This is a genomic window from Planctellipticum variicoloris (genome assembly GCF_030622045.1).
GTDB classification, from domain to species: Bacteria; Planctomycetota; Planctomycetia; order Planctomycetales; family Planctomycetaceae; genus Planctellipticum; species Planctellipticum variicoloris.
On sequence record NZ_CP130886.1, the window covers coordinates 4,501,967 to 4,515,621 of the forward strand.

10 protein-coding genes are annotated in these 13,655 nt (G+C 62.9%); 2 read left to right on the top strand and 8 right to left on the bottom strand.

Annotated features, from left to right (window positions below; genetic code table 11):
* Positions 1–303: 303 nt before the first annotated feature.
* From SH412_RS17530 to SH412_RS17565, 8 genes are all read right to left on the bottom strand, one after another.
* On the bottom strand, positions 304–1,050 hold the full coding sequence (locus SH412_RS17530; protein ID WP_336519306.1) for a lipoate--protein ligase family protein: 747 nt from the start codon (positions 1,048–1,050) through the stop codon (positions 304–306).
* Between the two features lie 21 nt (positions 1,051–1,071).
* Complete coding sequence (gene gcvPB, locus SH412_RS17535) at positions 1,072–2,535, bottom strand: aminomethyl-transferring glycine dehydrogenase subunit GcvPB (protein ID WP_336519307.1); 1,464 nt, start codon at positions 2,533–2,535, stop codon at positions 1,072–1,074.
* Between the two features lie 227 nt (positions 2,536–2,762).
* Positions 2,763–4,121: an aminomethyl-transferring glycine dehydrogenase subunit GcvPA gene (gene gcvPA / locus SH412_RS17540; protein WP_336519308.1), complete on the bottom strand. Its 1,359-nt coding sequence runs from the start codon at positions 4,119–4,121 to the stop codon at positions 2,763–2,765.
* A gap of 101 nt (positions 4,122–4,222) precedes the next feature.
* Positions 4,223–4,609 carry a glycine cleavage system protein GcvH gene (gcvH, locus tag SH412_RS17545; RefSeq protein ID WP_336519309.1) on the bottom strand — a complete coding sequence of 129 codons (387 nt, stop codon included), beginning with the start codon at positions 4,607–4,609 and terminating at the stop codon, positions 4,223–4,225.
* A 127-nt stretch (positions 4,610–4,736) separates the two neighbouring features.
* Positions 4,737–5,210 carry a ribose 5-phosphate isomerase B gene (rpiB, locus tag SH412_RS17550; protein ID WP_336519310.1) on the bottom strand — a complete coding sequence of 158 codons (474 nt, stop codon included), beginning with the start codon at positions 5,208–5,210 and terminating at the stop codon, positions 4,737–4,739.
* A gap of 118 nt (positions 5,211–5,328) precedes the next feature.
* Positions 5,329–6,465 (bottom strand): arsenate reductase/protein-tyrosine-phosphatase family protein, encoded by a 1,137-nt coding sequence (locus tag SH412_RS17555; RefSeq protein ID WP_336519311.1) that lies wholly within the window; start codon positions 6,463–6,465, stop codon positions 5,329–5,331.
* A gap of 282 nt (positions 6,466–6,747) precedes the next feature.
* The gene (locus SH412_RS17560; protein ID WP_336519312.1) at positions 6,748–8,433 is read right to left on the bottom strand and encodes a SpoIIE family protein phosphatase; all 1,686 of its coding nucleotides are present in this window, start codon (positions 8,431–8,433) and stop codon (positions 6,748–6,750) included.
* Positions 8,434–8,509: 76 nt separating this feature from the next.
* Positions 8,510–9,790, bottom strand: coding sequence for a glucuronate isomerase (locus tag SH412_RS17565; protein ID WP_336519313.1), 1,281 nt, complete (start codon positions 9,788–9,790; stop codon positions 8,510–8,512).
* A gap of 245 nt (positions 9,791–10,035) precedes the next feature.
* Between SH412_RS17565 and ada the strand changes: the two genes are divergently transcribed.
* On the top strand, positions 10,036–11,103 hold the full coding sequence (gene ada, locus SH412_RS17570) for a bifunctional DNA-binding transcriptional regulator/O6-methylguanine-DNA methyltransferase Ada (protein ID WP_336519314.1): 1,068 nt from the start codon (positions 10,036–10,038) through the stop codon (positions 11,101–11,103).
* 403 nt (positions 11,104–11,506) lie between these two features.
* Positions 11,507–13,627 carry an ATP-binding cassette domain-containing protein gene (locus tag SH412_RS17575; RefSeq protein WP_336519315.1) on the top strand — a complete coding sequence of 707 codons (2,121 nt, stop codon included), beginning with the start codon at positions 11,507–11,509 and terminating at the stop codon, positions 13,625–13,627.
* Positions 13,628–13,655 lie beyond the last annotated feature (28 nt).

The window sequence follows — 13,655 nt, forward strand, 5'->3', positions numbered from 1 at the left end:
TGCGAACTCCCCGAACGTGAGACATCCCGCAGCGAATTCCGATTCGCCGGATCGAGTCGAGTAGGTTGTAAGTGGGGACGAGGAACTGGGATGAAGACGACCAGCAGACATCAACCGAGGCGCAATACACGTTCAGCGTGGGGAGCGCTGTGAAAACCCCGAAAATTGACAACCCACGAAAATGAGTCATAAGTGGGAATACTGACGCTACCACTGCTTCGCCAAGGTGTCAACACACGAATGGAATCAGCTCGAAAACCCATCGAAGTTTCTGATTTTGTAACATCCGCACTCGAACAGTCCTTAGCGTTCGGAGACGCGCCGGGGCTGGTCGAGCTCCAGTTTTCCTGCGAGGCTGAGTTCCTCCGAAGTCCAGGAGCTCCGGACCGTACGGTCCGCCACGCCTCTGGCAATGGATGTTCCGAGACGTTCAATCAGGGACAGCGAGACTTCGCTGGCCTGAGGGTTGAGATCCTGAATTCCTGGATGCTGCGCCGCAGCAGATGAAGCGCGCAAAATCAGACTGCCGTGCTGGAGCAGCGCCCCCTTCCGGCGGCGCTGCGCGCTTCCCAGGACTTTGTGAACACCGCTGACGACGTCATGGGAATCCTGACGAGAGAAACAGAGGACCGGTTCCGGAGCGGCCTTCACCGTCTGTCCACGCAACCTGACCTCAAAGCCTGCTTCGCGCAACCCAGCGACGATCTCACCATGGACGATGTCGTAAAGCTCGTGCGGCTGATGGACCACCCGTTGTCCGGCGGGGAGCGTCAGGCAGTAGGTCCATTCGTGATCATGAACAATCGTCCCGCCCCCCGAGAGCCGGCGCACGACCGGCAGGCCGGCGACCTGGGGATCACGGGCCAGTTCGGCATGTCCCTGAAAATAGCCGAGGGACGCGGTTGCGCGGTCCCAGCGGTACCACCGGAGCGTGCAGCAGTCGCGTTCGATCGCCGATTCCAGCAGCGTCTCGTCGAGCGCCATGTTCCAGGCGCCGGAGCGAGGCTGATCTTCGATGATCAGTCGGCACTCCGGCAGCAGTTCGGGCATTGAGAACGCCTCCTGCGAGTTTCAGGCCTGCCACCGCAGAATCGGGTTCCGGGCGGCCTGCACGTCATTCGGCCGGCTGATCAGAGTGGAATGCGGAGCACCGTGCAGCAGTTCGGGTTCTTCCGCCACAATCTTGTGGATCGTGTCGGCGAATTGCTCCAGGGTTTCTTTGGACTCGGTCTCGGTCGGCTCCATCATCAGGGCTTCCGGGACGACGAGCGGAAAATAGACTGTCGGAGCATGGAACCCGTAGTCGAGCAGCCGCTTGGCGATGTCCATCGCGGAGATTCCGCGCCCCTTTTGCAATGACTGAGCTGTCGCTACAAACTCATGGAGACAGTACGTGCCGCTGGCCGCCGGCAAGACATCGGCGAGCAGAGCCTTGAGGTAGTTGGCGTTGAGGATGGCGTTTTCGGCGGCGGCACGGACGCCCTCGGCGCCGAGCGTCCGCAGGTAGCAATAGCCCCGCAGCAGGATACCTACGTTGCCGAAGAACGACCGGACGCGGCCGATCGACCGGGCTGGAGTCGTCAGGCGGTAGGTGAAACCGCCGTCCGGTGAAGGGTCGCGTTCGATGACGGGGCCGGGGAGGTAGTCCGCGAGGAAGTCGCGGACGGCGATGGGGCCGGCGCCGGGGCCGCCGGCGCCGTGCGGGCCGGTGAAGGTCTTGTGGACGTTGTAGTGCATCATGTCGCCGCCGAAGTCGCCCGGGCGAGTGATGCCCATGATGGCGTTCATGTTGGCGCCGTCGATGTAGACCAAGCCGCCGGCGTCGTGGAGAATGCGGGCGATTTCGGCAATCTGAGGTTCGAAGAGCCCCAGGGTGTTGGGGTTGGTGATCATGAAGACGGCGGTCTGTCCGTCGACTTTTTCCTTGAGTTCCTCCAGGTCGACCAGGCCGTTGACGGAGCGGTTGAGCTGCACGCACTCGAAGCCTGCCAGAGCGGCGCTGGCGGGATTTGTGCCGTGGGCGCTGGCGGGGAACAGGACTTTTGTCCGCGATTCTCCGCGGTCGCGGAAGTAGGCCGCTGCGACCAGCAGGGCCGTATACTCGCCCTGAGCGCCTGCGGCTGGCTGGAGCGAAACGCCTGGCAGGCCGGCGATTTCGCCGAGCATTTCCTGCAGTTCGTACAGAGTTTCCAGCATCCCCTGCAGGCCGGACTCGTGCTGGCAGGGGTGGACGTCGATGATTCCCGGCAGCTTGCAGAGGCGTTCGTGCCGCTTGGGGTTGTACTTCATCGTACAACTGCCGAGCGGATAGAAGTGCGTATCGACCGACATGTTGAGCGTCGACAGATTCACGAAGTGCCGGACGACGTCGGGTTCGCTGACTTCCGGCAGGGCCGGCACGGCGACAGCTTGCTGGCTGGCGGGGATCAGCTCCGAGAGCGGTCGGTCGGGGACGTCGCAGACCGGAAACTCCGTTCCGCGCCGTCCCGCATGAGTCAGCTCGCACAACAGCCGGGTTGCCGCCTGGTTTCGCATTATGGTTTGTTATTGGTACTTGGTTATTTGTCAGTTGTCAGTTGCGAATGGGCTCTTGCCTTGTTCCCAGGCTCTGCCTGGTAACACTCTCTTCCGAGGCTCTGCCTCGCTCCGGCCTGGTCAGTCGAGTGACGCGTGCTGCCCAGCAGAATTTCACCGTCTCTTTCGACATCTCGCCTTCGACATTCGACCTGTTTTCCCCAGCGTTACCGTGTGAAATCGTTCCCTCAGGAAGTCAGAGCCTCGGCCAGCCGGTCGATCTCGTCGCGAGTGCGGAGCTCGGTGACTGCGACCAGGAGGCCCTGCTCTGTCAGTTCTGGCGGCAGGCCGGGGACCGTTCCCACGTGCGATAGAACCGGGCCGACGTCGAATCCGGCGGCCCGCGCCTTGGCCGCGATCGATTCGGCTCCGGCGTCGCAGGCCAGCACGAACTCTTTGAAGAACGGTGAATTGAACGCCAGGCGAATTCCGGGGAGGGCGGCCAGTCGCTCGGCGGCATAGTGCGCCTTCCGGCAGCAGAGTTCCGAGACTTCGCGGAGTCCGTGCGGACCGAGGAGTGAGAGATAGACGGTCGCGCGCAGGGCCATCAGCCCCTGATTTGTGCAGATATTGCTTGTCGCCTTTTCCCGGCGGATGTGCTGTTCACGGGCCTGCAGATTGAGAACGTAGCAGGTGTTGCCTCGTCGGTCGGATGTGACGCCGATCAGACGGCCGGGCATTTTGCGGACATAATCTTCGCGGCAGGTCATGACGCCCAGATACGGCCCGCCGAACTGCAGCGGAATCCCCAGCGACTGCCCCTCCGCGACCGCAATATCGGCCCCGCACGCGCCGGGAGACTTCAGTACGCCGAGGCTCAGCGGGTCGAACGACACCACCGAGAGGGCGCCCTTCGCTCGGGCGGCGGCGCAGATCTCCGTCACCTGTTCGAGGGCGCCGAGGAAATTGGGCTGCTGAATGACGACGCAGGCCGTCCGGTCGTCGATTGCGTCGGCCACGGCTGCCAGGTCGCAACAGCCATCGGCCAGCGGGATGGTGACGACTTCGCATTTCAGCGGCGCCAGATACGTTTCCACGACCTGTCGAAATTCGGGATGGACGCTTCCCAGGACGACGACACGGTCATGGCGGCCGGTCACGCGCTGCGCCATGAAGACCGCTTCGCTGACCGACGTGCCGCCTTCGTAGAGGCTCGCATTCGAAACCGGCATTCCGGTCAGGTCGCAGATCAGCGACTGATATTCGAAGAACGCCTGCAGCGTCCCCTGGCTCGCTTCCGCCTGGTACGGAGTGTAGGCCGTGTAGAATTCTCCACGCGAAGTGATTTCATCGACGACAGAGGGAATGAAATGCTCATAGGCGCCGCCGCCGAGGAAACAGGCGCGGGACGAGGCGCCGACGGTCTTCGCCGCCTGCCGCTGCAGATGCTGCTGAAGTTCGATCTCGGTGAGAGCCGGTGGCAGATTCAGCAACCGCCCGAGCTGGAGCTGCTCCGGAACTTGAGCGAGCAGCTCCGCCATCGAGCCGACGCCGATCCGCGCCAGCATCTCCGCCTGCTGATCCGGCGTATTAAACAGATAAGACACCGCTACGTCCTTCGAGCCAGGGGCTCAGTGTGCCAAGCGCCAAGTGCCGAGTGCCGAGCATCTCACGAGCCGACGCGCTCTGCGATACCCGATACCCGACTCTAATGCCCTTCGGCTTCGCAATGGGCCTGGTAGGTGGCGTGGTCCATCAATTGACCAAGCTCGGCCGAATTCGACAGCCGGACCTTCACCATCCAGCCCGCCCCGAACGGGTCGGCCGTGAGGGCTTCCAGCTTGTCGGGGAGGCCCGCGTTGACTTCGATCACTTCGCCACTGACGGGGGCGTACAGGTCGCTGACCGCCTTGACGCTTTCGACTTCGCCGAACGTCTGTCCGACCTGAATGACCCGCCCGGCCTTCGGCAGGTCGACATAGACGAGATCGCTCAGCAGATGCACGGCAAAATCGGTGATGCCGATCGTCGCCACATCGCCTTCCAGAGCCACCCACTCGTGCGTCCGGGCGTACTTCAACTGAGACTGATCCACGGCTCAAGACTCCTACCGGGAAAGGGCCGCCCCGCGAAGCACCGCTGCTCCCACGGTATCAGGCGCCGGCCGCGTCCAAGATACTGGACGATGCTGACAAATTAAAGGAAATCGAGCTGCGCGGGAATCAGCCGCCCGGCGCGGGGACGGGGGGACAGCAGTTCGAGCGCTCCAACTGATTGATTTTCTCAAGGCGCCGGGCGTGCCGACCTCCTTCGAACTCAGTCGTCAGCCAGATCTCGACCATCCGCGTCGCGAGGCGATCGCCGATCAGGTCCGCGGACAGACACAGGATGTTGGCATCATTGTGCCGCCGGCTCATCTCGGCCGTCAGGTCGTCGTGACAGGGTGCAGCACGGACTCCCCGAAATTTGTTCGCGACAATGCACATTCCAATGCCGGTTCCGCAGATCAGAATGGCGCGATCGACGACTCCATTCGAGACGGCGCGCGCGGTCTCCGCCGCCAGGTCCGGGTAGTCCACGGTTTCGGGCGTCTGCGGACCGTAATCCAGCGCCTCATGCCCCAGTTCGGTCACCTGCGAAAGGATTTTCTCCTTTACGCCATAGCCGCGGTGATCACTGGCAACTGCAATCTTCATAGTCCCGATCTGCCCTTCCCATCCCCTGCCCCGGCGGCCTCCCGCATTGCCCGGAAGGCCTGCAGTCTGACCCATCGTCCCGCGGGAAACAATCCCGCGTCTGAAGGCTGTCAATTCCTCAAGCATTTCCGGATCGCGGCGGCGCGACTTCGTCGACAACTCGCCGTAAATGCCGCTGTATTTCGTCCTTGCAAGCCTCATAGACTTCGCGACCCGCACCGATCGGATCCGAAATGTCCCCTTCCGCTCCCGCCAGCAGCTCGATCCTCCCGGCCAGATCGGGTCGTTCCGCCAGAATCGCCTGGCGGTGCCCGCGTGTCATCGTAAACACGCGGTCGGCCTGATTCAGCAACCGTTCGGTCAGTGGCTGACTTTCATGATTTCTCAGTTCGACTCTCATTTCCGCCAGGAGGTCGACCGCCTCGCGGGCCGCAGGAGCCCCCACTGGAGCGGCGATTCCGGCCGATGCCACGATGTATCCGTGGTCAACCAGATCGTCGTCCGAACAGTTCAGCCGTTCCGCCAGCATCCGGCGAAAAATCGCCTCCGCCATCGGGCTCCGACAGGTGTTTCCCGTACAGACGAAAAGATAGACCTCGCTCGCCAGCCGTCCCAGCGTCCGGGCCGTCACAACCCCCTGCTGCGTGACTTCCCAGCCGGCGTCCCGAAACAGAATCGAGGTCGTCGCTTCCCCGTAGCGACACGGCCCGTCGTCGATCACTAGATCAATCGCATGACCATGCCGCCGCACGACTTCCGCCGCTGATGTGAGTCCCGGATCGCCCGGCAGCACCGTCTCTCGCGACAGCAGCAGCGGGCCGGGGGACAGTCGCAAAACGCCTTGCAGAACTTCATGAGCGGGAACGCGCAGCGACAGCCGGTTGTCCGCCGCCAGCAACAACGCTTGAGTTTCTCGCGGAAGTGCTTCAAACAACCCGTGGGCGGATTCGCCGGGAAATTGCATAGTCACCGGGCCGGGCCAGCACCGCCGGGCCAATTTTCCGGCCAGAGACGGTGTCGGATCGACATAGTCGGGCAGTTCTTCCGGGACTCGCAGTCCCAGGATGGCTCCTGGGGAGAGGCCGGCGGCAGCAAAGTTTGCGGCGACACCATCGACAAGCGGGGCGCCGGCGACAACATAGAGGGCTTCGGTCGGAAACGCGACGAGCCGTCCGTCGGCCAGATGTTCGCATGCCTGGTGCATGACATCCCGCGGATCATCCGACTTACGGAACTCAAGAATCGGAGGCTTCACGGTCTGGCACGCTTCCAGGCGAATTGAGGCTGACGACAGACCGTCTCCGGGCGGGGGAGTCGGCGTGAGACAAATTCGCCACCGGCAATCGGGGGAAACTACGGAGTCCGACTGGAGATCTCCGTACAGAACTTCTCTCCCAGCATAGACTTGCGCACGCCCGGTCGCAAGCCAGCAGTCGTCGGCAAGCGTCGGTCACTGCGATTCAAATCACCCGCAACTGACGTCAGTCAAACGGGTTATGCGTCGAATGGCCGGTCGCGTGGAGACGGTTTGCGCGCGTCAGCCCCGTCGTCCGAAGACCATCAAAGTAATGTCGTCATTCTGCGGCCGGCCGTTTGCGTGCCGGCGGACGTCCTCGCGCAGGGCGACCCCCAGTTTCGCGGCGGTGCATGGCCCCTGCTCGGTGATGACTTCCATGATGCGCGGCACACCGTACAAGTCGGAAGCCGGATTCATGGCTTCGCTGACGCCGTCGGTGTAGATCACGACGGTTTCCCCAGGCTGAACGATTCGCGTCGCGACGTCGTAGGGAAAATCCTCCATGACGCCGAGCGGGATTCCGATCAGATTGTCGCCAAACTCTTCAATCGTCCCGTCGGCACGTCGCACCATGATCGGCATGTGTCCGGCGTTCACGAGCGACAGTTCTCCGGTCTGCAGATGGATCAGTCCCAGCACAAACGTGACAAATCGCCCCTCGACCGCCTTCGCGCACATCTGGTTGTTGATCCGATACGCGGCTTCGCCCATATCGGCCACGAACTGCACGGTATTGGCAACCACGCTCGACAGCCGGGACATGACCAGCGACGCGGGCACGCCCTTTCCGGCAACGTCGCCGAAGGCGATGCAGATTCGATCCTCACCGAGGCGCAGGCAGTCGTAATAGTCGCCGCCGACCGCCTGGGCCGAATCGTAGGACGCAAAGAAGTCCCAGCCGTCGACGGTGGGGAGCGATTCCGGCAGCAGCGCCCGCTGCACGTTCATCGCGATATCCATCTCGCGATCCTGCTTTTCCTTTTCCAGAGCGGTGGTCAGCAGCCGGGCCGACTCGTAGGAGAGCGCCGCCTGTCCGGCGACGGCGACGAGCAGATCCAGATCGTCTTCCTTGAATTGATTGAATGCATTCTGCGTGTCGATGTGGATGACGCCCATCACTTCCGCGTCGAGCCCCAGCATCGGGACGCACATCATCGACCGGATCGTCAGGTTGGAAATCGACTCGCTGGCCTCGAACCGGGAATCGTTGGTCGCGTCGGCCGACAGGACGCCGGTCTTCTTTTCGAGCACAGTTTTCAAGATCGTCCGGCTCAGCTTGACCGACTCGTCGTCACCGGCCCGTCGGTGTCGATAGGCCTTGGGAATCAGCTTGCCGGTTTCCGGATGCTTGAACAGGATGCTGCCGCGGTCCGCGTGCGGGAAGATCTTGAACAGCGTTTCCAGGATGCGCGGCAGCAGGGCTTCCAGATCGACCGTGCCGGCGAGGCTGCGACTGATTTCCAGGACGGCTTTGAGCTTGGCTTCCGGCTGCACATCGAGGTTGCCAAACCCCCCCACCGAACCGGTCTGCCCCATGATCGAGGAGACGTCGTCATCCGCCAGACTGTAGGGGTCGACTTCGATCGTCCCGCCGCCGCTTGTGAACGATTCGCTCTGAGGGACCGGAGCTGCGCTGACAGCCTCGGTTTCATACCTCAGCAGCAGCGGCCCCAGCTTGATCCGGTCCTGATGCTTGAGAACCGTCGATCCTTCGATCTTCTTGCCGTTGACGAAGGTTCCGTTGCCGCTGCCGAGATCTTCGATGGAAAAGCCGTCGCCCCGGCGGAACACACGCGCGTGCTTTCGCGAGACCATATTGGAGTTGAGCTGGACGGTGCACTCGGGATGACGGCCGAGCACCGCCTCTTCTCCCGAAATTTCATAGGGCAACGCCTGCCCCTCCTGCAGCAATACCAGCCTGGCCATGAAAGTTGATCCCCGCAAACATCCCCAGATTCGACGGCAGCGCTGCGTCTCGATTCTACGTCACATTCGGGACGATCTACACTCCGAAAATCGACTCGACGTTTCCCCGCAGGACCTGCCGCCCCAGAGCCAGCGCCTCGGATTCCGACCACCGACGGTCAATGACGAAGTCCTGCGTCAGGATCCGGGCCAGAATCTGCCGGTACATCTGGAACTTCGGCCAGCCGAACTCCAGTTTGTACATGTCGCTGTAGTAGCCGATCTGCTTCGTCCGCGGCACCGCCTGCAGTCGGGCGCGGCAATCCGGCTCGATATAGGCGGGAATGTTGGAGTACCACCAGTGTCCGTTGGTGACGACATTGGGGAAAATCCAGCTATAGCTGACCAGTTCGTGGTTGCTGATCTGAGCCAGAACGGAGATTGGAAATGTCACGGTCGGAAAGGCGTTGAACAGCGCCTGATACTGGATCAGCGAAACCCTTTGATCGAACAGATCCTGCCCCTGGAAGACGCCTGTCGGATAGACCCGCCGGTTGACGCCGATCATCAGGTCGAACGGCAAGCGATATTCCGCACATGACTCCGTCAACGTCCAGAACACGAACTGACTCAGCTGGACCGATTCGTCCGCCGATAAGTCCTTGCCAGTCAACAGCTTCGACAGCACCGCGTCCGCGTCGGCGGTGCTTACCGCAGCCGGCGCAAACCACGGCGGGAGCGAAATCGCACAGGCCCGCGCCTGGCGGCTCGTAAAATGGCGGAACAGCCCATCGATTGCTTGCCGCAACGATGCCACCCCGCTGATCTCGATTCCGGTCGCTTTCGTCAGCCGCTGTCGTGTCTCGGTCTTTGCCAGATGAAACACCAGATCGTCGGTACGCAGGCAGGGAATGTATCGATGGGTATCGAACCCCTGGAGCGAGTCGTCAAAATCGTTCGTGAGAAACACCCGCTCCAGACCGCTCTGCCGCAGACATTGTGTCTCCCAGTCCGGCTCGGCCATCTTCGCCTGCGCCCGGTCGTACAGGGACTCCCAGTTGGCGGGCGTGATCCGGTCGTCGGTCAACCCGAAGAATCGCTGGCACAGCGCGACCAGCCAGCTCACTTGCACGGTGTTATCCAGCCGATCGAGGCACTCCACCAGCCGGCCGACTTTCGTTTTCGGATCCAGCCCGGGCTCTTCAATCTGCCCCTTCGCCAGCCCTGCCGAATGCGCCAGCTCGGTGTAGTAGTGATAGCCCAGCAGGTCGGCGAGCGTTTCAGATGCCGCCGAGCAGGGATTGATGTGCGAATGGGGATCGATCAGGACGATCTTGTCGAGTTCGGCCAGGAGTCGATGTTCCAGCTCGGCAGACATGTACAATCACTTTCGACGGGAATTTTTCGGACAGTCCCTTCCGGCTGCGAGAAGGCCCGTCAAGTGTCACCCGCAACGCTCACCGATGCAAGGACGGCGTCGCCCCGGAAGCCCTACCTGTCTCGATCTGATGGCAATTCTGCCGAAGACATCCGATTCAAAAGCAAGATTCGGGGCGCTCCGCAGGCGGCCGGCCCGCAAACTGGGTTCAATGAAGGCTGAACCCGCATCCCCGGAACGATGTCATGCCAGCGATCAACCTCCCCTACTCCACCATCGAAGATCGCTGGGAGGCTGTCGTCGCCCGCGATCCGCGCGCCGACGGTCGCTTCTGGTACTCAGTCCGCTCGACAGGGGTCTTCTGCCGTCCCTCCTGCGCATCGCGAACGGCCCGACGGGAGAATGTCCATTTCCATGATTCGATCCTGGACGCGCAGCGAGCCGGTTTCCGCCCCTGCAAACGCTGCCGGCCCGACGAGCCGGCCCTCAGCGACCGTCGCGCCACCCTGATTGCCGCCGCCTGCCGCCTGATCGAGACTGCGTCCTCTCCTCCGACGCTGATCGCGCTCGCCCGATCCCTCGGCGTCAGCCCTCACCACCTGCATCGCACGTTCAAATGCATCACCGGCCTCACGCCCAAAGTCTACGCCTCCGCCCGCCGGGCCGAACGCGTTCGAGCCGCGCTGCCACAATCCCCGACGGTGACCGCAGCGGTCTACGAGGCGGGCTTTCAAGCCCCCTCGCGGTTTTATGAAACTGCTCCCCGGACGCTGGGCATGCCGGCTACCTGCTATCGCGATGGCGGTCGCGGCCTGACCATCCACTACGCTCTCAGCCCATGCTCGCTCGGTGAAGTTCTCGTCGCCGCCACCGCCTCCGGCCTGTGCGCAGTGCTGCTGGGCGACATGCCTGCCCCGCTCCTGGCCGACCTTCAGCGGCGTTTCCCTCACGCCACTCTGCTGGCGGCGAGTTCCGAATTTGCCGCCACGGTCGCCGAAGTCGTCCAATTGATCGAAACGCCGCAACAGGGTCTCTCCCTGCCGCTCGCAGTCCGGGGAACGGCTTTTCAGCAGCGGGTCTGGCAGGCTCTGACGGAGATCCCGCCGGGGGAAACCGTCACCTACGCCGAACTGGCGCGCCGCATCGGCGTTCCGTCCGCAGTCCGCGCAGTCGCCACGGCCTGCGCCGCCAACCCGGTCGCCGTCGCCATCCCCTGCCACCGAGTGATCCGGGCCGATGGGAGTCTGGCCGGATATTTCTGGGGACTGGAACGGAAGGCGGAACTGCTGCGCCGCGAGACTGCCGCTGACTGACCACGGAGTGATATGCCCGGAGGCCCGTCGCAGAGCATGGCCCCTCCCGTTCGCGAACGGGCCGTCGTCCAGATCCTTCGCATTTGCGAATCGGGTCGGGGTGTCGGGAAAGGGACAACAGGCAAAGGATTGAGCGGAGGAGGAGTGAATTTTGTGCCGACGATGCTGGTGCCCCCGAAAGCGGGGCGCAAATTGCGGGACAACCGGATCGACGCGATCGACGGCCGAAATGGCCGCAACCATTTACGAGAAAAACCTTTACAAACAAGCACCGGAACTGGGGTGGTGGAAATTTGCGTTCCTGCAAGAATTCCCCCGTCGCGACTCCTGAAGAAAACGTAAGGATCGCGTCGATTCTTCCGCTAGATCATCCGGGATTGCCTCCAGCTCGCGAATCAGGGCCATGCTGACAGAGACTGTTTCCCAATCACCCGCGCCGCAATCGGCGGAAGTGCTGGAAGACTTGCGGACGGCGCTGGTTTCGCTGAGCTGGGCGGCCGGGCGGCCCTGCGAGCCGCTGGCTGCTGGTCGAGTGGTTGCCGAAGCGGTCATCGCGGTCGGGGCTTCCATGCGCGCCCATTGGTCGTACTGGCTGCTGGAAGCCGGTCGGGAGCTGGATCTGCGGCTTCGAATTGCCGACCTGCGGTGGCACGAGGTCATTTCGCTGGCGCGGTACGGAGCGACGATCGTCACCAGCCGGGAAGAGTCGGCCCCGGGGACGCCGACGATCCTGGTCCTGCACAGCGAGCGAGGTCGGCTCCGGATCAGTCGATTGCAGAAGGGGGTGCATCAGAAACGCCGAGCCCGGTCACGGGACGTCGCGCGCGACGCGGACGCGTTTGTGCGCTGCGTGATTTACGAGCCGGCGTTGACCGTCGGCGAAAGCCACCACCACCTTCGTCCGTTCCAGCGACTGCTGGTGCTGCTCAAGCCGGAGCGCCGGGATCTGGGGGTGGCGCTGGCGATTGCGGCGTGCGCCGGCATCCTGTCCTTATCCGTGCCGATTGCGGCGCAGCAACTGGTGCGGGCGGTGACGTTCGGTTCGCTGTATCAGCCGGTCATCGTGCTCAGCCTGATGATGCTGGCTCTGCTGGGGCTGCTGGGATGCCTGCAGGCCCTGCACTTTTACGTGGCGGAGCTGCTGCAGCGGCGACTGTTCGCCCGCACGGTCGCCGATCTGGCCTGGCGATTGCCGAGAGTCCGGGCGGACGTGTGGCATCACCACGACGGCCCGGAGCTGGTCAACCGTTTTCTGGAGATCGCGACGATCCAGAAAGTCATCTCCAACCTGGCGGTGGACGGGCTGATGGTCGTCTTGACGACGTTCGTCGGCATGGCGTTGATGGCGTTCTACCATCCGTATCTGCTCGGCTATGACATTCTGTTGATCGTGCTGCTGGTCGTGGTGCTGTTTCTGATGGGCCGCGGGGCCATCCGAACGTCGATTGCCGAGTCGCTCGGCAAGTACAAGGTCCTCGGATGGCTCGAACAACTGCTGCGAAGTCGGCCGGTCTTTCAGTCCATCGAAGGTCGGGACTGGGCGTGGCAACGGGCCGACGCGCTGTGCGGGGAGTATCTGGCGGCGCGGGCTCAGCACTTCCGAATTCTGCTCCGGCAGATCGTTTCCATTCTGGTGCTGCAGGCGCTGGCGGCGACGGGACTTCTCTCGCTGGGGGGCTATCTCGTCCTCAACGAGCAATTGACGCTCGGTCAACTGGTCGCCGCCGAGCTGATTGTCGCGGCGATTATCGGTTCGTTTGCAAAACTGGGAAAACACCTGGAGGGCTGGTACGACCTGATGGCGGCGCTCGACAAGCTGGGGCACCTGTTCGACCTGCCCATGGAGCCTTCGATGGGCCTGGCGGTCCCTGCCGAGGGTGGTCCGCTCTCTCTGCGGATTCGCAATCCGCCCGGGACCGCCGCCGTCAGCCTGCCGGCGGGAGCCTGCATTGCGATTGTCGAGCCGAACGAAGCGGTTCGGTTGCGCTGGCGACAGCGGTTTGAGGGGAACATCGAATCGCATGGCGACGACATCGAACTGGATGGCATTCCGATCGGCGACCTGCGACGCGAGACATTGCGATCGCGCATTGCGATTGTCGGAGATTCCTCGCTGGTCGCCGACACGATCGCGATCAACGTCCACCTGCACCGGGCCGGCGTTTCCGACCAGGACGTTGTCGAATCGCTGATCCGCGTGGGATTGCGGGACCGCATCGATTCGCTCGAGGATCGGCTGGAAACGGTCGTGGTACCGGAAGGGTGGCCATTGAGACCTCTCGAAATTCGCAAGCTGATGCTGGCGCGAGCCCTGGCGGGGCGGCCCAGACTGATTGTCATTGATTCCTGGATCGACTTGTTGCCGCCTGCCGAGCAGAAAGAGATCCTGGCCGCCTTGCAAGCGCCGTCCCGGACCTGGACGTCGGTGGTGTTGACGGTCGGCGACGTCGCCGATCAATGCACGCATCGTCTGTCCGGAGGGGTGCTGCAGTCGTCGGCCGTCGCGTCGTCGAGAAAGGACTGAGCAGGTTGAGGGCGCCGCTCCGCTGCTT

Coding starts and splice junctions, on each gene's coding strand:
- SH412_RS17530 (WP_336519306.1), bottom strand. CDS start 1,050: ATGCCCGAACTGCTGCCGGAGTGCCGACTGATCATCGAAGATCAGCCT.
- gcvPB (WP_336519307.1), bottom strand. CDS start 2,535: ATGCGAAACCAGGCGGCAACCCGGCTGTTGTGCGAGCTGACTCATGCG.
- rpiB (WP_336519310.1), bottom strand. CDS start 5,210: ATGAAGATTGCAGTTGCCAGTGATCACCGCGGCTATGGCGTAAAGGAG.
- SH412_RS17560 (WP_336519312.1), bottom strand. CDS start 8,433: ATGGCCAGGCTGGTATTGCTGCAGGAGGGGCAGGCGTTGCCCTATGAA.
- SH412_RS17565 (WP_336519313.1), bottom strand. CDS start 9,790: ATGTCTGCCGAGCTGGAACATCGACTCCTGGCCGAACTCGACAAGATC.
- ada (WP_336519314.1), top strand. CDS start 10,036: ATGCCAGCGATCAACCTCCCCTACTCCACCATCGAAGATCGCTGGGAG.
- SH412_RS17575 (WP_336519315.1), top strand. CDS start 11,507: ATGCTGACAGAGACTGTTTCCCAATCACCCGCGCCGCAATCGGCGGAA.